The organism is Klebsiella sp. V115_8 (assembly GCF_029967715.1).
GTDB lineage: Bacteria > Pseudomonadota > Gammaproteobacteria > Enterobacterales > Enterobacteriaceae > Klebsiella > Klebsiella quasipneumoniae.
On the sequence record NZ_JASCAR010000005.1, the window covers coordinates 17,100 to 34,719 of the forward strand.

The 17,620-nt window shown below is 59.8% G+C and carries 18 protein-coding genes and 1 riboswitch; of the genes, 8 read left to right on the top strand and 10 right to left on the bottom strand.

What is annotated here, in order from left to right; all coding sequences use genetic code 11:
• Nucleotides 1–309 precede the first annotated feature (309 nt).
• From thiH to QLG03_RS05260, 7 genes are all read right to left on the bottom strand, one after another.
• Entirely contained in the window at nucleotides 310–1,443 is a 1,134-nt protein-coding gene (thiH, locus tag QLG03_RS05230) for a 2-iminoacetate synthase ThiH (protein WP_023291594.1), read from the bottom strand.
• Nucleotides 1,440–2,210: a thiazole synthase gene (thiG, locus tag QLG03_RS05235; RefSeq protein ID WP_004206751.1), complete on the bottom strand. Its 771-nt coding sequence runs from the start codon at nucleotides 2,208–2,210 to the stop codon at nucleotides 1,440–1,442. Before thiG ends, thiH begins: the two co-directional genes overlap by 4 nt.
• 1 nt (nucleotide 2,211) lies before the next feature.
• A complete protein-coding gene (gene thiS, locus QLG03_RS05240) occupies nucleotides 2,212–2,412 on the bottom strand; it encodes a sulfur carrier protein ThiS (protein WP_017901114.1) in 201 nt (66 codons plus the stop codon).
• On the bottom strand, nucleotides 2,396–3,151 hold the full coding sequence (gene thiF / locus QLG03_RS05245; protein ID WP_032454536.1) for a thiazole biosynthesis adenylyltransferase ThiF: 756 nt from the start codon (nucleotides 3,149–3,151) through the stop codon (nucleotides 2,396–2,398). The genes thiS and thiF overlap by 17 nt, the downstream gene beginning before the upstream one ends.
• Entirely contained in the window at nucleotides 3,144–3,779 is a 636-nt protein-coding gene (gene thiE / locus QLG03_RS05250; protein WP_255989791.1) for a thiamine phosphate synthase, read from the bottom strand. Before thiE ends, thiF begins: the two co-directional genes overlap by 8 nt.
• Nucleotides 3,779–5,674, bottom strand: coding sequence for a phosphomethylpyrimidine synthase ThiC (thiC, locus tag QLG03_RS05255; protein WP_255989789.1), 1,896 nt, complete (start codon nucleotides 5,672–5,674; stop codon nucleotides 3,779–3,781). The genes thiE and thiC overlap by 1 nt, the downstream gene beginning before the upstream one ends.
• A gap of 84 nt (nucleotides 5,675–5,758) precedes the next feature.
• A riboswitch (TPP riboswitch) is annotated at nucleotides 5,759–5,883 on the bottom strand.
• A 53-nt stretch (nucleotides 5,884–5,936) separates the two neighbouring features.
• The gene (locus tag QLG03_RS05260) at nucleotides 5,937–6,434 is read right to left on the bottom strand and encodes an Rsd/AlgQ family anti-sigma factor (protein WP_023291598.1); all 498 of its coding nucleotides are present in this window, start codon (nucleotides 6,432–6,434) and stop codon (nucleotides 5,937–5,939) included.
• Nucleotides 6,435–6,528: 94 nt separating this feature from the next.
• Here QLG03_RS05260 and nudC point away from each other — a divergent pair, with 94 nt between their 5' ends.
• The 6 genes from nudC to QLG03_RS05290 all read left to right on the top strand — a co-directional run bounded on the left by nudC (nucleotide 6,529) and on the right by QLG03_RS05290 (nucleotide 10,891).
• Nucleotides 6,529–7,302: an NAD(+) diphosphatase gene (nudC, locus tag QLG03_RS05265; protein ID WP_044524904.1), complete on the top strand. Its 774-nt coding sequence runs from the start codon at nucleotides 6,529–6,531 to the stop codon at nucleotides 7,300–7,302.
• Nucleotides 7,303–7,342: 40 nt separating this feature from the next.
• Nucleotides 7,343–8,407 (top strand): uroporphyrinogen decarboxylase, encoded by a 1,065-nt coding sequence (gene hemE, locus QLG03_RS05270; RefSeq protein WP_023291600.1) that lies wholly within the window; start codon nucleotides 7,343–7,345, stop codon nucleotides 8,405–8,407.
• Nucleotides 8,408–8,419: 12 nt separating this feature from the next.
• Complete coding sequence (nfi, locus tag QLG03_RS05275; RefSeq protein ID WP_282473607.1) at nucleotides 8,420–9,091, top strand: deoxyribonuclease V; 672 nt, start codon at nucleotides 8,420–8,422, stop codon at nucleotides 9,089–9,091.
• A 42-nt stretch (nucleotides 9,092–9,133) separates the two neighbouring features.
• Nucleotides 9,134–9,724, top strand: a complete 591-nt coding sequence (locus tag QLG03_RS05280; protein ID WP_004206742.1) for a YjaG family protein — start codon at nucleotides 9,134–9,136, stop codon at nucleotides 9,722–9,724.
• A gap of 186 nt (nucleotides 9,725–9,910) precedes the next feature.
• Nucleotides 9,911–10,183 (top strand): nucleoid-associated protein HU-alpha, encoded by a 273-nt coding sequence (gene hupA, locus QLG03_RS05285; protein WP_002884342.1) that lies wholly within the window; start codon nucleotides 9,911–9,913, stop codon nucleotides 10,181–10,183.
• Nucleotides 10,184–10,195: 12 nt separating this feature from the next.
• The gene (locus QLG03_RS05290; protein WP_064155757.1) at nucleotides 10,196–10,891 is read left to right on the top strand and encodes a DUF1481 domain-containing protein; all 696 of its coding nucleotides are present in this window, start codon (nucleotides 10,196–10,198) and stop codon (nucleotides 10,889–10,891) included.
• A 3-nt stretch (nucleotides 10,892–10,894) separates the two neighbouring features.
• Here the strand turns inward: QLG03_RS05290 and zraP are convergent, their stop codons facing one another.
• The gene (gene zraP / locus QLG03_RS05295; RefSeq protein WP_064155756.1) at nucleotides 10,895–11,332 is read right to left on the bottom strand and encodes a zinc resistance sensor/chaperone ZraP; all 438 of its coding nucleotides are present in this window, start codon (nucleotides 11,330–11,332) and stop codon (nucleotides 10,895–10,897) included.
• A gap of 258 nt (nucleotides 11,333–11,590) precedes the next feature.
• On the opposite strand from zraP, the gene zraS reads away from it, so the two are divergent.
• Together zraS and zraR are read left to right on the top strand one after the other, a co-directional pair.
• Nucleotides 11,591–12,979 carry a two-component system sensor histidine kinase ZraS gene (zraS, locus tag QLG03_RS05300; RefSeq protein ID WP_255989785.1) on the top strand — a complete coding sequence of 463 codons (1,389 nt, stop codon included), beginning with the start codon at nucleotides 11,591–11,593 and terminating at the stop codon, nucleotides 12,977–12,979.
• On the top strand, nucleotides 12,966–14,297 hold the full coding sequence (gene zraR / locus QLG03_RS05305) for a sigma-54-dependent response regulator transcription factor ZraR (RefSeq protein ID WP_023291605.1): 1,332 nt from the start codon (nucleotides 12,966–12,968) through the stop codon (nucleotides 14,295–14,297). Before zraS ends, zraR begins: the two co-directional genes overlap by 14 nt.
• Here zraR and purD read toward each other — a convergent pair.
• Nucleotides 14,287–15,582, bottom strand: a complete 1,296-nt coding sequence (purD, locus tag QLG03_RS05310) for a phosphoribosylamine--glycine ligase (RefSeq protein WP_180266437.1) — start codon at nucleotides 15,580–15,582, stop codon at nucleotides 14,287–14,289. The two genes, zraR and purD, sit on opposite strands and share 11 nt — an antisense overlap.
• Nucleotides 15,583–15,597: 15 nt before the next feature.
• On the bottom strand, nucleotides 15,598–17,187 hold the full coding sequence (purH, locus tag QLG03_RS05315) for a bifunctional phosphoribosylaminoimidazolecarboxamide formyltransferase/IMP cyclohydrolase (protein WP_255989781.1): 1,590 nt from the start codon (nucleotides 17,185–17,187) through the stop codon (nucleotides 15,598–15,600).
• Nucleotides 17,188–17,620: the final 433 nt, after the last annotated feature.

Genomic DNA, 17,620 nt, shown 5'->3' on the forward strand with positions numbered 1-17,620 from the left:
TAATCGTCCCGGATGTATAAACCATGGGTCCGAACGCAGGTTGCGACTGCGACGCCTGCCGATCGAATCAGTTAACTATTGCTCAATTATAACTCTGAGGCCTTCATGTATCGTGATTTATATTCGGCGACAATGTACAGGCCCTCGATCAGCGCGGAGAGGCAGGGCGAAAATGAGGAAGAAAAGGTTCGCCCTGGTCAGCGTCCGCTGCTGACCCGGGCAGAATAGAAAAAGGGCGCCTGGCGGGCCAGCCTCCGTTTTTCATCTCTCGTGCAGGCGCGCAAAAATATCAGGCGCTTACACTGTACATCATGAGGTTTGCGAGGCGCGTCCCAGCCAGCTGTCCCAGTCTTTCCACACCGGCTGCAGGCCGCGGGCAGCCAGCGCGCTGGCGACTTCTTCAGGCCGACGGTCATCGTGCGGCGCGAACTGCTCAAGCTCCGGATGGTCGTCGGCGTAACCCCCGGGCTGGGTTTTGGAGAAGGCGCTGACGTTATTGATCGCCAGCGGGATCACCCGGTCGCGGAACCAGGGGGATTCGCGGGTGGATAGCGACAGCTCAACCTCCGGCGCCAGCAGGCGGAAGGCGCAGATGGTCTGCACCAGCTGACGCTCATCCATTAGCGAGGCCGGTTCAATGCCGCCGGCGCAGGGACGCAGACGCGGGAAGGAGACCGAATAGCGGCTGCGCCAGTAGCGTTGCTGCAGCCACAGCAGGTGCTCAGCGACCATAAAGCAGTCCACCCGCCAGCTGTCGGAAAGGCCGATCAGCGCGCCAAGGCCGATCTTATCGATCCCCGCCTCGCCCAGGCGATCCGGCGTATCCAGCCGCCAGAAGAAATCCTGCTTTTTCCCTTTCAGGTGATGCTGGGCGTACATGCTTTCGTGATAGGTCTCCTGATAGACCATCACCCCGTCGAGCCCCAGGGTTTTCAGCTCGGCATACTCGTCGGTCGCCAGCGGCTGCACCTCCATATGCAGCGAGGCAAACTGGCTGCGGATTGCCGGCAGGTGCTGGCGGAAATAATCCATTCCCACCTTGCCCTGATGCTCACCGGTCACCAGCAGCAGATGCTCAAAACCCAGGTCGCGGATCGCGGCGCACTCGCGGGCAATCTCGGCAGCATCCAGCGTCTTGCGCTTAATGCGGTTGCTCATCGAGAAGCCGCAGTAGGTGCAGTCGTTGGCGCACAGGTTGGAGAGATACAGCGGCACGTAGAAGCTGACGGTATTGCCGAAGCGCTGACGGGTAAGCCGCTGCGCGCGCTGGGCCAGAGGTTCAAGATACCCGGCCGCCGCCGGCGAAAGCAGGGCCATCATGTCGTCGCGGGTCAGCTGTTTGGCCGCCAGCGCCCGTTCGACATCGGCGGCGGTTTTACCGTTGATGCGCAGGCGGATGTCGTCCCACTCCAGCTGCCGCCAGCGATCGCTGAAGGTTTTCATGCCAGCGCCTCCAGGAATCCGGTGAGCGGGCTGGTGGCCTGCGCCTGCGCGCTGCGCGCCCCCGGTCCGGCCTGACGGGCCAGCAAGCCGGCCTCGACCGCCATACGGAAAGCGTGGGCCATGGCCACGGGATCGTCGGCGACGGCAATAGCGGTATTGACCAGCACCGCGTCCGCGCCCATTTCCAGCGCCTGCGCCGCATGGCTTGGGACGCCGATGCCGGCGTCGACCACCACCGGCACCGTCGCCTGCTCGATAATAATCTCCAGCATGGCTTTGGTTTCCAGCCCCTGATTGGAGCCGATCGGCGCGCCCAGGGGCATCACCGCCGCGCAGCCAGCCTCTTCCAGCCGTTTACACAGCACCGGGTCGGCGCCGCAGTAGGGCAGCACCACGAACCCTTCGCGAACCAGCAGCTCCGCCGCTTTCAGGGTTTCAATCGGGTCGGGCAGCAGCCAGCGGGCGTCCGGGTGGATCTCCAGTTTCAGCCAGTGGGTGCCCAAGGCTTCCCGCGCCAGGCGGGCGGCAAACACCGCCTCTTCCGCTGTCTTGGCGCCCGAGGTATTCGGCAGCAGGCTGACTCCCGCCGCCAGCAGCGGGGCGAGGATGGCGTCATTGTGCTGACGTAAATCGACGCGCTTCATCGCCAGGGTGACCAGCTGGCTGCCCGAGGCGCGAATCGCCTCAACCATCACCTCCGGGGCGGCGAATTTGCCGGTACCGGTGAAAAGATGGGATTCAAATGTTTTGTCTGCAATACGTAACATGTCAGCCTCCAGCGATAACCTGAAAAAGCAGGACTCGATCGCCTTCCTGCAAGAGATGATCTTCCCACCGGTCGCGCGGCAGAATGTGTTGATTGAGCGCCAGCGCGACGCCCGGCTGCAGCTGTTCGAGCTGGGTCAGCAGGGCGCTGACGCTGAGATGGTCGGCGCACGCCAGCGGCTCGTCGTTAAACCAGATCTGCATGCCGCCCTCCGCAAATCGGGCAGCCCCGGGAACGCTGTAGCGCCAGGTTACGCCAGTTGCTGGTGCGGGCGTCGAACAGCCGCAGAGTGTTGCGCGGCGTCGTCATGCCGCTGAGCAGTTTAATGGCCTCCAGCGCCTGCAGCGTGCCCATCATGCCGACCACCGGACCGACGATCCCCGCGGTGCGGCAGTTGCGCTGCGGTTCGTCGCTATCCGGCCACAGGCAGCGATAGCAGCCCTGCGTCCAGGGGGGGGTGAGCACCATCAGCTGACCGCCGAAGCCGACGGCGCTTGCGGTCACTAACGGGATGTCGAGGGCCACGCAGGCGGCATTGATCGCCTGGCGGGTGACCATGTTATCGGTACAGTCCAGCACCACGTCCGCTTTCTCCACCTCGGCGCGCAGCGCCTCGCCGCTTAACCGCTGCTGGAGCGCAACCAGTTTGATTTGCGGATTTAGCTGGCTGAGCCGCGTCTTTGCCGCCGCGGCTTTTGGCCGATCGATATCCGCGCTGGTGAACAGGATCTGCCGCTGCAGATTGCTGAGATGCACGGCGTCGTCATCGGCCAGGGTCAGCGTCCCGACGCCAGCCCCGGCCAGATAGAGCGCCGCCGGGGAGCCCAGCCCGCCAAGGCCGATAATCAGCACCCGGCTGGCTAACAGCTTCTGCTGTCCCTCGATGGCGATATCCTCCAGCAGCAGCTGACGGCTATAGCGCATAAAGTCGTGATCATTCATCGCCCGCTCCCGCCAGCGCCAGCAGCTGGTCGGTCGCTGCCCGCCAGTCCGCCGCCTGGGTGATGGCGCTGACCACTGCGATGCTGCCGACGCCGGTCGCCAGCACCGCCGGGGCCTTTTCAAGGCTAATTCCGCCGATCGCCACGGTGGGGTAATCCGCCAGGCGTTGGATATGTCTGGCAAGCTGATCGAGCCCCTGCGGCGCGGAGGGCATCTGTTTGGTTTGCGTCGGGAAGACGTGACCCAGGGCGATGTAAGAGGGGCGCGCCGCCAGGGCGACATCAATCTCCATATCGTCATGGGTGGAGACGCCCAGACGTAGCCCGACTTGGCGGATGGCGCTCAGATCGGTGGTTTCCAGATCTTCTTGTCCGAGATGCACGCCGTAGGCCTGGTGCTTGATCGCCAGTCGCCAGTAATCGTTAATGAACAGCCGGGCGTGATAGCGGCGGCCAAGGGCGATGGCGGCGATGACGTCATCCTCCACCTCGCTGTCGCGTCGGTCTTTGATGCGCAGCTGAATAGTACGCACGCCGGCTTCGAGCAGGCGCTCAATCCACGCCACGCTGTCCACTACCGGGTAGAGTCCGAGACGAAACGGGACGGGTGGAAAATCAGGCTGATACATCAGACTTCCTCCTGTTTCAGGTAGATTTCGCCGCCGCGGGCGCGGAAGTGATGCGACATATCGGCCATGCCGGCGTCGATGGCCTGTCTGGCGGCGTAGTCGCGGACTTCCTGAGTGATCTTCATTGAGCAGAATTTCGGACCGCACATGGAGCAGAAGTGGGCAACTTTGCCGGATTCCTGCGGCAGGGTTTCATCGTGATAGGCCCGGGCGGTGAACGGATCCAGCGCGAGGTTAAACTGGTCTTCCCAGCGGAATTCAAAGCGCGCCTTCGACATGGCGTTATCGCGGATCTGCGCCCCGGGGTGACCTTTCGCCAGGTCGGCGGCGTGGGCGGCGATTTTGTAGGTAATCAACCCCTGCTTCACATCCTCTTTGTTGGGCAGGCCGAGATGCTCTTTCGGCGTGACATAGCACAGCATGGCGCAGCCGAACCAGCCGATCATCGCCGCGCCGATGCCGGAGGTGAAATGGTCGTAGCCCGGCGCAATGTCGGTGGTGAGCGGCCCGAGGGTGTAGAACGGCGCTTCGTGGCAGTGCTCCAGCTCTTCGGTCATATTGCGGCGGATCATCTGCATCGGCACGTGGCCGGGGCCCTCGATCATCACCTGCACGTCATACTCCCAGGCGATTTTCGTCAGCTCGCCGAGAGTGCGCAGCTCGGAGAACTGCGCTTCGTCGTTGGCATCCTGAATGGAGCCGGGGCGCAGGCCATCGCCCAGCGACAGCGACACGTCATAGGCGGCGCAGATTTCGCAGATTTCGCGGAAATGCTGGTAGAGAAAGTTTTCCTGATGGTGCGACAGGCACCATTTGGCCATGATTGAGCCGCCGCGCGAAACGATGCCGGTCAGACGCTTCGCGGTCATCGGGACGTAGCGCAGCAGTACGCCGGCGTGAATGGTGAAGTAGTCGACGCCCTGTTCGGCCTGTTCCAGCAGGGTATCGCGGAAGGCTTCCCAGGTGAGGTTCTCGGCGATGCCGTTGACTTTCTCCAGCGCCTGGTAAATCGGTACGGTGCCGATCGGTACCGGGCTGTTACGCAGGATCCACTCGCGGGTTTCGTGGATATAGCGGCCGGTGGAGAGATCCATCACGGTATCGGCGCCCCAGCGGGTGGACCAGACCAGCTTCTCGACCTCTTCTTCGATGGAGGAGGTCACCGCCGAGTTGCCGATATTAGCATTCACTTTTACCAGGAAGTTGCGGCCGATAATCATCGGCTCAGACTCCGGGTGGTTGATATTGGCCGGGATGATGGCGCGCCCGGCGGCCACTTCATCACGGACGAACTCAGGGGTAATGTTTTCCGGCAGGCGGGCGCCGAAGCCTTCGCCGGCATGCTGCTGGCGCAGAACTTCGCTGCGAATACGTTCGCGGCCCATGTTTTCGCGAATGGCGATGAACTCCATCTCCGGGGTGACGATCCCCTGGCGGGCGTAGTGCAGTTGGGTAACACATTTGCCGGCAACGGCGCGTTTTGGCTTCAGCTGGCTATTGAAGCGCAGCTCATCAAGGCCGTCATCGGCCAGCCGCGCTTTGGTATAGGCCGAGCTGCGTTCGCTGAGCGGGGCGCAGTCATTGCGCGCGTCGATCCACGGCTGGCGCAGCCTGGCCAGCCCCTGGCGGACATTAATGCCAATATCCGGGTCGCCATAAGGTCCGGAGGTGTCATACACCGGGATCGGTTCGTTGGCTTCGTACTGTGGGTTATCGTTATCGCCGCCGACGAGGGTTGGGCTGAGCTGGATTTCACGCATTGGGACGCGGATATCCGCTTGTGAACCTTGAATGTAGATACGGCGCGAATTAGGGAAAGCAGCGCCTTCCAGCGTATCGATAAATCGCTGCGCGTGCTCGCTTAGCTCACGACGGGTCAGTTTGGTAGTAGACATAGCGCATTCCAGATGAAAAGGACATGGCTTGTCAGACGACGGATGGAGTAACAGATGCGATCGGCCCTGACGGACTGACGCGAACAGCAGTTTACTCTTGTTCCCTTCGCAGGTATTAGCCTGATCAGGTTCCGCGGATCCCGAATTAACGGTCTCAGCCTTTTCCACGTTAGCCTTCACATGGAAAATAAGCACTCCGACAAGATGACATCCCCTCCGGAGAGGGGGAATGAAGGTAAACTACTCGTTAATTGCACACAACTCAAGCGGTCGGGGCAATATTATCGCGCACCTCATCGTTCAGATGATGGGCGACGGCGAGGGCGATCAGTTTATCTTCCAGGGCGAAACGCGCTTCCAGCGACTCGCCGATATCCGACAGCGCCTGCTGAAATTCAAGGTAGTTATCATGATCAATGGCGTTTTCGAGGCAGGTATCGTAGTAGTCCATCATCTGCTGGGTATTGGCTTCCAGCTGCGGGTAAAGCCGGGTGGCGGCTAAAAGTGGGGTATCGCCTTCCATTTCGCCAATAATGCGTTCATAAATACTAAAATGACCGGACGAGAGGTAATCCACCAGACTTTGGCAAAAGTCATCCAGCGCCTTTTCGTTTAGCCGCATAAACGACTCTTTGCCCGGTTTCAGGCCAACCAGATTGTAGTAAGCCACGAGCAGATGCTTACGCACTTGTAGCCAGCGATCGACCAGTTCATTACTACCGCCAACGCGCTCCGTCAGATTTTCCAGCTGGTTTAGCATGATTGACTCCGCTAGTTTTGATTTAAATCTGCTCACCAAAAATGTAAATATAATGTTAACAACATGCCAGTGAAGCAAAGGTAGTGCAATAGATATGGATCGTATTATTGAAAAATTAGATCGCGGCTGGTGGGTTGTCAGTCACGAACAAAAATTATGGTTGCCTGGTGGAGAATTACCACATGGCGAAGCGGTTAATTTCGATCTTGTCGGCCAGCATGCGCTGCATATCGGCGAATGGCAGGGCGATCCGGTGTGGATGGTGCGCCAGGATCGCCGCCATGACATGGGATCGTTACGCCAGGTGCTGGATCAGGATCCGGGACTCTTTCAGCTGGCGGGACGGGGGATCCAGCTCGCCGAATTTTATCGATCGCATAAATTTTGCGGCTACTGCGGTCACCCGATGCATGCCAGTAAAAGCGAATGGGCGATGCTGTGCAGCCACTGCCGTGAACGTTACTACCCGCAAATTGCCCCGTGCATTATCGTCGCTATCCGTCGCGACGATGCGATCCTGCTGGCGCAACATACCCGACATCGCAATGGGATACACACCGTGCTGGCCGGGTTCGTCGAGGTCGGCGAAACCCTCGAGCAGGCCGTTGCCCGTGAGGTGATGGAGGAGAGCGGTATTCGGGTGAAAAATCTGCGCTACGTGACTTCTCAACCGTGGCCGTTCCCGCAGTCGCTGATGACTGCCTTTATGGCGGATTACGCGGAGGGCGATATCGTGGTGGATAAAAAAGAGTTACTCAGCGCGGACTGGTACCGCTATGACGATCTGCCGCTTCTGCCGCCGCCGGGGACGGTGGCGCGCCGGCTTATCGAAGATACCGTCGCGATGTGTCGGGCAGAGTTCGAGTGACATGTTACACTGGGCGTATCAACGCTAAAGGAATGTAAAAATGACCGAACTGAAGAACGATCGTTACCTGCGCGCGCTGCTGCGTCAGCCGGTTGATGTCACCCCGGTGTGGATGATGCGCCAGGCGGGCCGCTATTTACCGGAGTACAAAGCCACCCGTGCGCAAGCGGGCGACTTTATGTCGCTGTGTAAAAATGCCGAGCTGGCCTGCGAAGTGACGCTCCAGCCGCTGCGTCGTTACCCGCTGGACGCGGCGATCCTCTTTTCGGACATCCTGACCATCCCGGACGCCATGGGGCTGGGGCTGTACTTTGAGGCAGGCGAAGGCCCGCGCTTCACCTCGCCGGTGAAAAGCAAAGCCGACGTCGACAAGCTGCCAGTCCCGGATCCCGAGCAGGAACTGGGCTACGTGATGAATGCCGTGCGCACCATTCGCCGCGAACTGAAAGGCGAAGTGCCGCTGATCGGTTTTTCCGGTAGCCCATGGACGCTGGCGACCTACATGGTGGAAGGCGGCAGCAGCAAGGCTTTCACTGTCATCAAAAAGATGATGTACGCCGACCCGCAGGCGCTGCACGCGCTGCTGGATAAGCTGGCGAAGAGCGTCACCCTGTATCTCAACGCGCAGATCAAAGCCGGCGCGCAGTCGGTAATGATTTTTGACACCTGGGGCGGGGTGCTGACCGGCCGCGACTACCAGCAGTTCTCCCTCTACTACATGCATAAAATCGTCGATGGCCTGCTGCGGGAAAACGAAGGCCGCCGCGTGCCGGTGACGCTGTTCACCAAAGGCGGCGGTCAGTGGCTGGAAGCGATGGCGGAGACCGGCTGTGACGCGCTGGGTCTCGACTGGACCACCGATATTGCCGATGCCCGTCGTCGCGTGGGCAACAAAGTCGCGCTGCAGGGCAACATGGATCCGTCCATGCTCTATGCGCCCGCCGCGCGTATTGAAGAAGAAGTCGCGACCATCCTCGCCGGCTTTGGTCAGGGGGAAGGCCACGTCTTTAACCTCGGCCACGGCATCCATCAGGACGTTGACCCTGAGCATGCGGGCGTCTTTGTTGAAGCGGTGCATCGTCTTTCCGCACCCTATCACCAGTAGGAGATCAGCCATATGGATTTAGCCGCACTCCGTATCCAACAGCAACAGTTAGCCGCGTCGGTAGAGCGGGCGGATCGACTGGATCGCGACCTGCCAGTATTGATCGGCGGTGCGGATGTCGGGTTTGAGCAGGAAGGGGAAGTCACCCGAGCTGCGATGGTGCTGCTGACCTGGCCTGAACTGGAGCTGGTGGAGTATCAGGTGGCGCGCGTCGCCACCTCCATGCCCTATATTCCCGGCTTTCTCTCGTTTCGCGAAACGCCTGCGCTGCTGGCGGCGTGGGAGCAGCTTTCGCAAAAACCGGACCTGTTGTTTGTTGACGGACACGGTATTTCCCATCCCCGGCGGCTGGGCGTCGCCAGCCATTTTGGCCTGATGATCGACGTGCCGACCATCGGGGTGGCGAAAAAACGGCTGTGTGGAAAAATCGGCGAACTGGGTGATGCCCCCGGCGCGCTGGCCCCGCTGATGGATAAAAATGAACAACTGGCCTGGGTCTGGCGCAGTAAAGTCCGCTGCAACCCGCTGTTTATTAGCACCGGCCACCGGGTGGGCATGGACAGCGCCTTAATGTGGGTCGAACGCTGCATGCGAGGCTATCGTCTGCCCGAGCCGACGCGCTGGGCTGATGCGGTGGCGTCCCGTCGTCCGTCATTTGTGCGTTGGCAAGCAAATCACAGCTGATTCAGGTACACTGCGCCTAATTTCTGACTTCGAGAATTCATCATGTTACAAAACCCGATTCACCTGCGCCTGGAGAAGCTGGAAAGCTGGCAGCATGTCACTTTTATGGCCTGCCTGTGCGAGCGTATGTACCCCAACTACGCGATGTTCTGCAAGCAAACCGAGTTTGGCGACGGCCAGCTGTACCGTCGTATCCTGGATCTGATCTGGGAAACGCTGACGGTCAAAGATGCGAAGGTGAATTTCGACAGTCAGCTGGAGAAACTGGAAGAGGCGATCCCGGCGGCAGATGATTTCGACCTGTACGGTGTTTATCCGGCCATAGACGCCTGCGTGGCGTTGAGCGAACTGATCCATTCCCGTCTGAGCGGCGAAACGCTCGAGCACGCGATCGAGGTGAGCAAAACCTCCATCACCACCGTGGCGATGCTGGAAATGACCCAGGAAGGCCGCGAAATGACCGACGAAGAGCTGAAAGCGAACCCGGCGGTAGAGCAGGAATGGGACATTCAGTGGGAAATTTTCCGCCTGCTGGCCGACTGCGAAGAGCGTGACCTTGAGCTGATAAAAGGCCTGCGCGCGGACCTGCGTGAGGCCGGCGAGAGCAATATTGGTATAAATTTTCAGCAGTGAGACCAGAAAACGTGATTTACCGCCTGAATTGTAGCGTCTGAAGGCTTCCATTCCGCCCCCCGTCTGGTCTACATTTGGAGGGCGAAAAAAAGTGGCTATCGGTGCGTGTATGCAGGAGGGTGCTTTTTTGGCATTTCCGTCGCACTCGATGCTTAGCAAGCGATAAACACATTGTAAGGATAACTTATGAACAAGACTCAACTGATTGATGTAATTGCGGACAAAGCTGACCTGTCCAAAGCACAGGCTAAAGCTGCCCTGGAATCTACCCTGGCTGCAATTACTGAGTCTCTGAAAGAAGGTGATGCTGTTCAACTGGTTGGTTTCGGTACCTTCAAAGTGAACCACCGCGCTGAGCGTACTGGCCGCAACCCGCAGACCGGTAAAGAGATCAAAATCGCTGCAGCTAACGTGCCGGCATTTGTTTCTGGCAAAGCACTGAAAGACGCAGTTAAGTAAGACCGCGTGGCAGTGAACAGTTTTATCGAAGGGGCTATTAAGCCCCTTTTGTCTGTCTGGCGCCGGCCTCTGGCGCTGGCGGGCATCCTGTTGCTAACTGCCTGCAGCCATAACGCGTCGCTACCACCGTTTACCGCCAGCGGTTATGCGGACAACCAGGGGGCGATGCGTATCTGGCGTAAAGATTCTGGCGATGAAGTCCATCTTCTCGCCGCCTTCAGCCCGTGGCGTCACGGGGACACCTCGACCAGCGAATATCGCTGGCAGGGCGATCAGCTGACGCTTATTGAACTCAATGTTTACGGCAAGCCGCCGGAACATATTCGCGCCCGCTTTGACGCGCAGGGCGATCTGAGCTTTATGCAGCGGGAAGTTGACGGGCAGAAGCAGCAGCTCTCCAGCGACCAGGTCGCGCTGTACCGTTATCGCGCCGAGCAGATCCGCCAGACCAGCGACGCCCTCCGTCAGGGTCGGGTCGTCCTGCGTCAGGGGCGCTGGAACGCCGCCGCGCATACCGTCCTGACCTGCGAAGGGCAGACGGTGACGTCCGACCTCGATAGTCGGGCTCTGGCGCACATTGAACGCCGCCAGAGCCACGCTTCCGCCGCGGTGAGCATTGCCTGGCTTGAGGCGCCGGAAGGCTCTCAACTGCTGCTGGTGGCCAATGAAAACTTCTGCACCTGGCAGCCGACGGAAAAAAGCTTCTAACCTTTACCAGTGATTCATGCCCATATGACCGCCGCCGCTACCGCGACAGCCGCCATATCCCATGCCTGCGCCGCGGGGAACGCCTGCCTCAGCCAGCGCGAGATCAAATTTCACCCGCTGCTGATCCAGCTTCTGGCGTAAGCCTTCCATCTCCTGAGCGACGGCTTCAATCTTGCCGCTGTCCGGCTTTTGCGCCGTGAGCAGCGCATTGTACTCATAGCGTTTGGACTGCAGCTGCTGGCGAAGGGCGCTGGTTTGCGCATAGTAGTCGTTATGCAGCTTTTGCGCGGTAGCCTGCTGCTCCTGGGTCAGCTGGCTGTAGCCCTGGTTGCCCATCCCGTTATTGTTGCCCCAGTGGTGGTTGGCCCAGGCCGCGTTGCTGCCGAAGGTCAGCGCGGCAAGGGTGACGAGGGCGAGAGATAAGTTACGGTTCCGTTTCATGGCATTTTCTCCTGTGTGGTTTCTCCCGGTATTGCATCTTCCATGCCAGCCTGAAAAAGCCCGTCCGAACAGGTCTGCCGAGGCCGTGGCAGAGAAGGCGAGTAAAAATGACCCGTTCTGCCCGGGACCGGCGAGTCATTTTTACTCGCTAAAGCGCAGGCGATATGTTTGAGAGCAGGTTTGGCCGTGCGGAAACATGGCATGATTTCTGCTGAAAGATCCTGCTGATAGCGAAAAGGAGATGACAAGGACTCGCCGATGAAGATCAAACCTTTTTCACGGGACGCTGGCGCGCTGAGCTGGCTGCTGACCGGTACGGTGGTGCTGCTGGTGGTGCTGTTCTCCGCGATGATCGTCCGCGATTACGGTCGTGAGACGACCGCCGCCCGACACACTATTGAGGAGAAGGGGAGCGTACTGATCCGCGCGCTGGAGTCCGGCACGCGCGTCGGCATGGGAATGCGGATGCATCACGCGCAGCTGCAGGCCCTGCTGGAAGAGATGGCCTGGCAGCCGGGCGTCCTGTGGTTCGCGGTGACTGATGACAATGGCACCATCATCGCTCACAGCGATCCGCAGCAGGTGGGCCAAACGCTCTACAGCCCCGCGCAGATGCGTGCGCTGGCGGTTGGCGAACAGGCGCGCTGGCGGCGGCTTAGCGAGCCGCAGCCGGCCATGGAGGTCTATCGCCAGTTTCGCCCGCTCAATCCGGCCCGCGGCCACCATAGGGGCATGATGAATCGCGGCGACAGTGCCCTGGCTCAAGCCACCGTCCCGCAGGTGATTTTTATCGCCTTTGATAGCAGTGAGCTGGATGCCGCGCAGGCCCGCGGGCAGCGGAACATGGTCATCATGCTGGGCGCCGCCGCGCTGGTGACAGCGGCAACGATCCTCGCCCAGTTCTGGTTCCGCCGCTATCGCCGCTCGCGAAAACAACTGCTGGAGGCGATGGCCCGCAAAGAGAAACTGGTGGCGCTTGGCCATCTGGCGGCGGGCGTGGCGCACGAGATCCGCAATCCACTCTCGTCGATTAAAGGGCTGGCGAAATATTTTGCCGAGCGCACGCCGCCGGGCGGCGAGTCGCATCAGTTAGCGCGGGTGATGGCCAAAGAGGCCGACCGCCTGAACCGGGTGGTCAGCGAACTGCTGGAGCTGGTCCGGCCCGCGCATTTAAATTATCAGCCGGTGGATATCAACGCGCTTATCCACCACTCATTACAGCTGGTCAGCCAGGATGCGCAGAGTCGCGGGATAGCGCTGCAATTCACTCCGCGCCCGGAGCTCTCCACGATCAACGCCGATGCCGACCGCCTGAACCAGGTGCTGTTGAACCTGTACCTGAACGCGATGCAGGCGATTGGCCGTGACGGCGTCATTCGCGTATCGGCAAGCGAAGCTGACCGTCAGCGGATGAAAATCGTCGTCGCAGATAACGGTAAAGGGATGACTGCCGAAGAGCTGCAGGCCATCTTCACCCCCTATTTCACCACCAAAGCGGACGGCACCGGGCTGGGGCTGGCGGTGGTGCAGAATATTATCGAACAACATGGCGGGACGATCCGCGCCGAAAGTCAGCCGGGGGCTGGAGCGATATTTACGCTTTGGCTACCGATTGATGCTCAACGGAGGGAAGATGAGCAGCGATAAGGTACAGATTCTGGTTGTCGATGATGACATCAGCCACTGCACGATCCTGCAGGCGCTGCTGCGCGGCTGGGGCTATCAGGTGGCATTAGCCCACAACGGCCTGCAGGCGCTGGAGCTGATCCATCAGCAGGTCTTCGACCTGGTGCTGTGCGATATTCGCATGGCGGAGATGGACGGTATCGCGACGTTAAAAGAGATTAAAGCCTATAACCCGGCGATCCCGGTGCTGATCATGACGGCGTTCTCCAGCGTCGATACGGCGGTGGAGGCCATCAAGTCCGGGGCGCTGGATTATCTGATTAAACCGCTGGATTTTGACACGTTACAGCAGACGTTAGTCCAGGCGCTGGCACACACCCGGCATAGCGAGGGCGAACACCCCGCCGCAGCGAGTTCGCGCTGGGGCATGATAGGCGACAGCCCGGCGATGCAGGCGCTTCTTAATAATATTACGCTGGTAGCCCCTTCGGATGCGACGGTGCTGATCTATGGAGAGTCGGGAACCGGTAAGGAACTGGTGGCGCGCGCCATCCACGCCTGCAGCGGGCGCGGTGATAAGCCACTGGTGACGCTCAACTGCGCGGCGCTGAATGAGTCGCTACTGGAGTCGGAACTCTTCGGCCATGAAAAAGGGGCGTTTACCGGCGCGGATCGGCGACGTGAAGGGCGCTTTGTCGAAGCGGATGGCGGCACGCTATTCCTCGATGAAATTGGCGATATCTCGCCATTGATGCAGGTCCGGCTGCTGCGGGCGATTCAGGAGCGGGAGGTGCAGCGGGTCGGCAGCAACCAGACGCTTGCCGTTGATGTGCGGCTGATCGCCGCCACCCACCGCAACCTCGCGGAAGAGGTAAGCGCCGGGCGTTTTCGCCAGGATCTCTATTACCGCCTGAACGTCGTGACTATTGAGATGCCGCCTCTGCGCCGGCGCCGGGAAGATATTCCGCCGCTGGCGCAGCACTTTCTCAAACGCTATGCCGAACGCAATCGTAAGGCGGTAAAGGGGTTCACGCCACAGGCGATGGACCTGCTGATCCACTACTCCTGGCCGGGCAACATTCGCGAGCTGGAAAACGCGGTGGAGCGGGCGGTGGTGCTACTGACCGGGGACTATATCTCCGGGCGGGAACTGCCGCTGGCGATTGCGGGTACGCCGCTGCCGTCAGGCGGGAGCGAGGAGGGGCTGATTCAGCCGCTAGTGGAAGTCGAAAAAGAGGTGATTCTGGCGGCGCTGGAAAAAACGGGCGGCAACAAAACCGAAGCCGCCCGTCAGTTAGGCATTACGCGGAAAACGCTGTTGGCGAAACTTAGCCGTTAGCCTTTTCGCGCTCAATGGCGCGCCAGCCGATATCGTTTCGGCTAAAGCTGCCATCCCAGCGAATATCGGTCAGCAGCTGATAGGCGCGCTGCTGCGCCTGCGCTACGGTATCGCCCAGGGCGGTGACGCACAGTACGCGCCCGCCGTTGGTGACCACGCGCTGGTCGTCAGACAGTTTCGTGCCGGCGTGGAAGACTTTACCGTCTGCCGCTTCCTGCTGCGGCAGGCCATGGATCTCATCGCCCGTGTTGTAGTTGCCCGGATAGCCGCCGGCGGCAACCACTACCCCCAGCGATGCGCGGTCATCCCACTCGGAGGTTTTCTCATCCAGCTTGCCGGCGCAGGCGGCGAGGCACAGCTCTACCAGGTCAGATTTCATGCGCAGCATGATCGGCTGGGTTTCCGGATCGCCAAAGCGGCAGTTGAACTCAATGACCTTTGGGTTGCCCTGCTTGTCGATCATCAGACCGGCATACAGGAAACCGGTATAGGTGTTGCCTTCCGCGGCCATGCCCTTCACGGTTGGCCAGATAATACGCTCCATGGTGCGCTGATGGACTTCATCAGTCACGACCGGCGCCGGAGAATAAGCGCCCATCCCACCGGTGTTCGGGCCGGTATCGCCGTTGCCGACGCGTTTGTGATCCTGGCTGGTGGCCATCGGCAGGACGTGTTCGCCGTCGACCATCACAATGAAGCTGGCCTCTTCGCCATCGAGGAACTCTTCAATGACGATGCGGTGTCCGGCGTCGCCAAAGGCGTTACCGGCCAGCATGTCTTTGACCGCCGCTTCGGCTTCCTCAAGGGTCATCGCCACGATAACGCCTTTACCCGCCGCCAGACCGTCGGCTTTGATGACGATCGGCGCGCCTTTCTCGCGCAGGTAAGCCAGCGCTGGCTCAACTTCGGTGAAGTTCTGGTATTCCGCCGTCGGGATATGATGACGCGCGAGGAAATCTTTGGTGAAGGCTTTCGAGCCTTCCAGCTGCGCCGCGCCTTCGGTTGGCCCAAAGATGGGGAGCCCGGCGGCACGGAACGCGTCGACCACGCCAATCACCAACGGCGCTTCCGGACCAACGATGGTCAGGTCGATATTTTCATCCTGAGCGAAGCGCAGCAGCGCCGGAATATCGGTGACGCCGATGGCGACGTTTTGCAGCGACGGCTCCAGCGCGGTACCTGCGTTGCCCGGCGCAACGTAGACGGTATCAACCAGCGGCGATTGGGCCGCTTTCCAGGCCAGGGCGTGTTCACGCCCGCCGTTGCCGATTACTAATACTTTCATCTGCAGCTCCATGAATTAATGGCGGAAGTGGCGCATATCGGTGAAGATCATGGCGATGCCGTGTTCGTCAGCGGCGGCAATCACTTCGTCGTCGCGGATAGAGCCGCCCGGCTGGATAACGCAGGTGATGCCGACCGCAGCCGCGGCGTCAATCCCGTCGCGGAATGGGAAGAAGGCATCGGAGGCCATGGCGGAGCCTTTCACTTCCAGACCTTCGTCACCGGCTTTAATTCCGGCAATTTTCGCCGAATAGACGCGGCTCATCTGGCCGGCGCCTATGCCGATGGTCATATTGTCTTTGGCATACACGATGGCGTTGGATTTGACGAATTTCGCCACTTTCCAGCAGAACAGCGCATCGCGCAGCTCTTGCTCGCTCGGCTGACGTTTACTGACCACGCGCAGTTCGCCTGCGGTGACCATACCGAGATCGCGGTCCTGAACCAGCAGGCCGCCGTTGACACGTTTGAAATCGAGACCGGCAACGCGCGCTTCCCACTGACCGCAGGTCAGTACGCGGACGTTCTGCTTCGCGGCAGTGATTTTCAGCGCTTCTTCGCTGGCGGACGGGGCGATGATCACCTCGACAAACTGGCGAGAGATGATCGCCTGCGCGGTGTCGGCATCCAGCTCGCGGTTGAAGGCGATGATGCCGCCGAACGCGGAGGTCGGGTCGGTTTTGTATGCGCGATCGTAGGCGTCAAGGATCGAGTCGCTGACGGCAACGCCGCACGGGTTAGCGTGCTTAACGATCACGCAGGCCGGTTCGTTGAACTCTTTCACGCACTCCAGCGCCGCATCGGTATCGGCAATATTGTTATAGGAGAGCGCTTTACCCTGCAGCTGGGTAGCGGTTGCCACGGAAGCTTCTTTGACATTCTCTTCTATATAGAAGGCAGCCTGCTGGTGGCTGTTTTCGCCGTAGCGCATATCCTGCTTCTTAATGAAGTTCAGATTCAGGGTGCGTGGGAAGCGGCCAGCGGCTTCTTTGCTTTCGCCGTGATAGGCCGGAACCATGCTGCCGAAGTAGTTGGCGATCATGCTGTCGTACGCGGCGGTGTGTTCGAAGGCTTTAATGGCGAGGTCGAAGCGGGTGTCCAGCGTCAGGGAGCCTTCGTTGGCGTCCATTTCATTAATGATGGCGGTGTAGTCGCTGCTCTTCACCACGATGGCGACATCTTTGTGGTTCTTCGCCGCGGAGCGGACCATGGTTGGGCCGCCGATATCGATGTTTTCCACCGCGTCTTCCAGCGAGCAGCCTTCACGAGCGACGGTTTGGGCAAACGGATAGAGGTTAACGACCACCATATCGATAGGCGCGATACCGTGCTGCTGCATGATGCCATCATCCTGACCGCGACGACCGAGGATGCCGCCGTGTACTTTCGGATGCAGGGTCTTCACGCGTCCATCCATCATTTCCGGGAAACCGGTGTAGTCAGAGACTTCGGTTACCGGCAGGCCTTTATCTGCCAGCAGGCGGGCGGTGCCGCCGGTGGACAGCAGCTCGACACCACGAGCGGAAAGCGCCTGCGCGAATTCGATGATACCGGCCTTGTCAGAAACACTGAGCAGAGCGCGGCGGACTGGACGACGTTGTTGCATGGTATTAAATCCCCAGGATTTGAACATTACAGAGAGCGTTAGGTGAGTTTTTGCCTAAAAACTCACCTAACGCACCCAACCGGGCATCCGTGTCATAGCGCGGCATTGTAACGAAAACGTTTGCGCAACGCTCGCGAATTTTTATCTTTCTCTTTAGGCCGATGGTTCTCCTTCTATATAGCTGCCGATCCGCGGGGCGTTCGGTCATGTTTTGACGCTCTCCTGTGGATAATTCTGTGTGTAAAGAGGTATAAAGCGGGGTTTTGCTGGGGAATGCAGCAGTCAGTCATTTTTCTGCCATTTTTCTATTGCGGGCGCTCGAGAACTCCCTATAATGCGCCTCCATCGACACGGCAGATGTGAATCACTTCACACAAACAGCCGGTTCGGTTGAAGAGAAAAATCCTGAAAAACGGGTTGACTCTGAAAGAGG

What these genes read in the sequence shown, in the direction of transcription:
- thiC (WP_255989789.1), bottom strand. Translation starts at nt 5,674, where the DNA reads ATGTCTACTACCAAACTGACCCGTCGTGAGCTAAGCGAGCACGCGCAG.
- thiF (WP_032454536.1), bottom strand. Translation starts at nt 3,151, where the DNA reads ATGAATGATCACGACTTTATGCGCTATAGCCGTCAGCTGCTGCTGGAG.
- thiE (WP_255989791.1), bottom strand. Translation starts at nt 3,779, where the DNA reads ATGTATCAGCCTGATTTTCCACCCGTCCCGTTTCGTCTCGGACTCTAC.
- QLG03_RS05280 (WP_004206742.1), top strand. Translation starts at nt 9,134, where the DNA reads ATGTTACAAAACCCGATTCACCTGCGCCTGGAGAAGCTGGAAAGCTGG.
- QLG03_RS05260 (WP_023291598.1), bottom strand. Translation starts at nt 6,434, where the DNA reads ATGCTAAACCAGCTGGAAAATCTGACGGAGCGCGTTGGCGGTAGTAAT.
- zraP (WP_064155756.1), bottom strand. Translation starts at nt 11,332, where the DNA reads ATGAAACGGAACCGTAACTTATCTCTCGCCCTCGTCACCCTTGCCGCG.
- thiG (WP_004206751.1), bottom strand. Translation starts at nt 2,210, where the DNA reads ATGTTACGTATTGCAGACAAAACATTTGAATCCCATCTTTTCACCGGT.
- hemE (WP_023291600.1), top strand. Translation starts at nt 7,343, where the DNA reads ATGACCGAACTGAAGAACGATCGTTACCTGCGCGCGCTGCTGCGTCAG.
- zraR (WP_023291605.1), top strand. Translation starts at nt 12,966, where the DNA reads ATGAGCAGCGATAAGGTACAGATTCTGGTTGTCGATGATGACATCAGC.
- purD (WP_180266437.1), bottom strand. Translation starts at nt 15,582, where the DNA reads ATGAAAGTATTAGTAATCGGCAACGGCGGGCGTGAACACGCCCTGGCC.
- nudC (WP_044524904.1), top strand. Translation starts at nt 6,529, where the DNA reads ATGGATCGTATTATTGAAAAATTAGATCGCGGCTGGTGGGTTGTCAGT.
- purH (WP_255989781.1), bottom strand. Translation starts at nt 17,187, where the DNA reads ATGCAACAACGTCGTCCAGTCCGCCGCGCTCTGCTCAGTGTTTCTGAC.
- hupA (WP_002884342.1), top strand. Translation starts at nt 9,911, where the DNA reads ATGAACAAGACTCAACTGATTGATGTAATTGCGGACAAAGCTGACCTG.
- thiH (WP_023291594.1), bottom strand. Translation starts at nt 1,443, where the DNA reads ATGAAAACCTTCAGCGATCGCTGGCGGCAGCTGGAGTGGGACGACATC.
- zraS (WP_255989785.1), top strand. Translation starts at nt 11,591, where the DNA reads ATGAAGATCAAACCTTTTTCACGGGACGCTGGCGCGCTGAGCTGGCTG.
- nfi (WP_282473607.1), top strand. Translation starts at nt 8,420, where the DNA reads ATGGATTTAGCCGCACTCCGTATCCAACAGCAACAGTTAGCCGCGTCG.
- thiS (WP_017901114.1), bottom strand. Translation starts at nt 2,412, where the DNA reads ATGCAGATCTGGTTTAACGACGAGCCGCTGGCGTGCGCCGACCATCTC.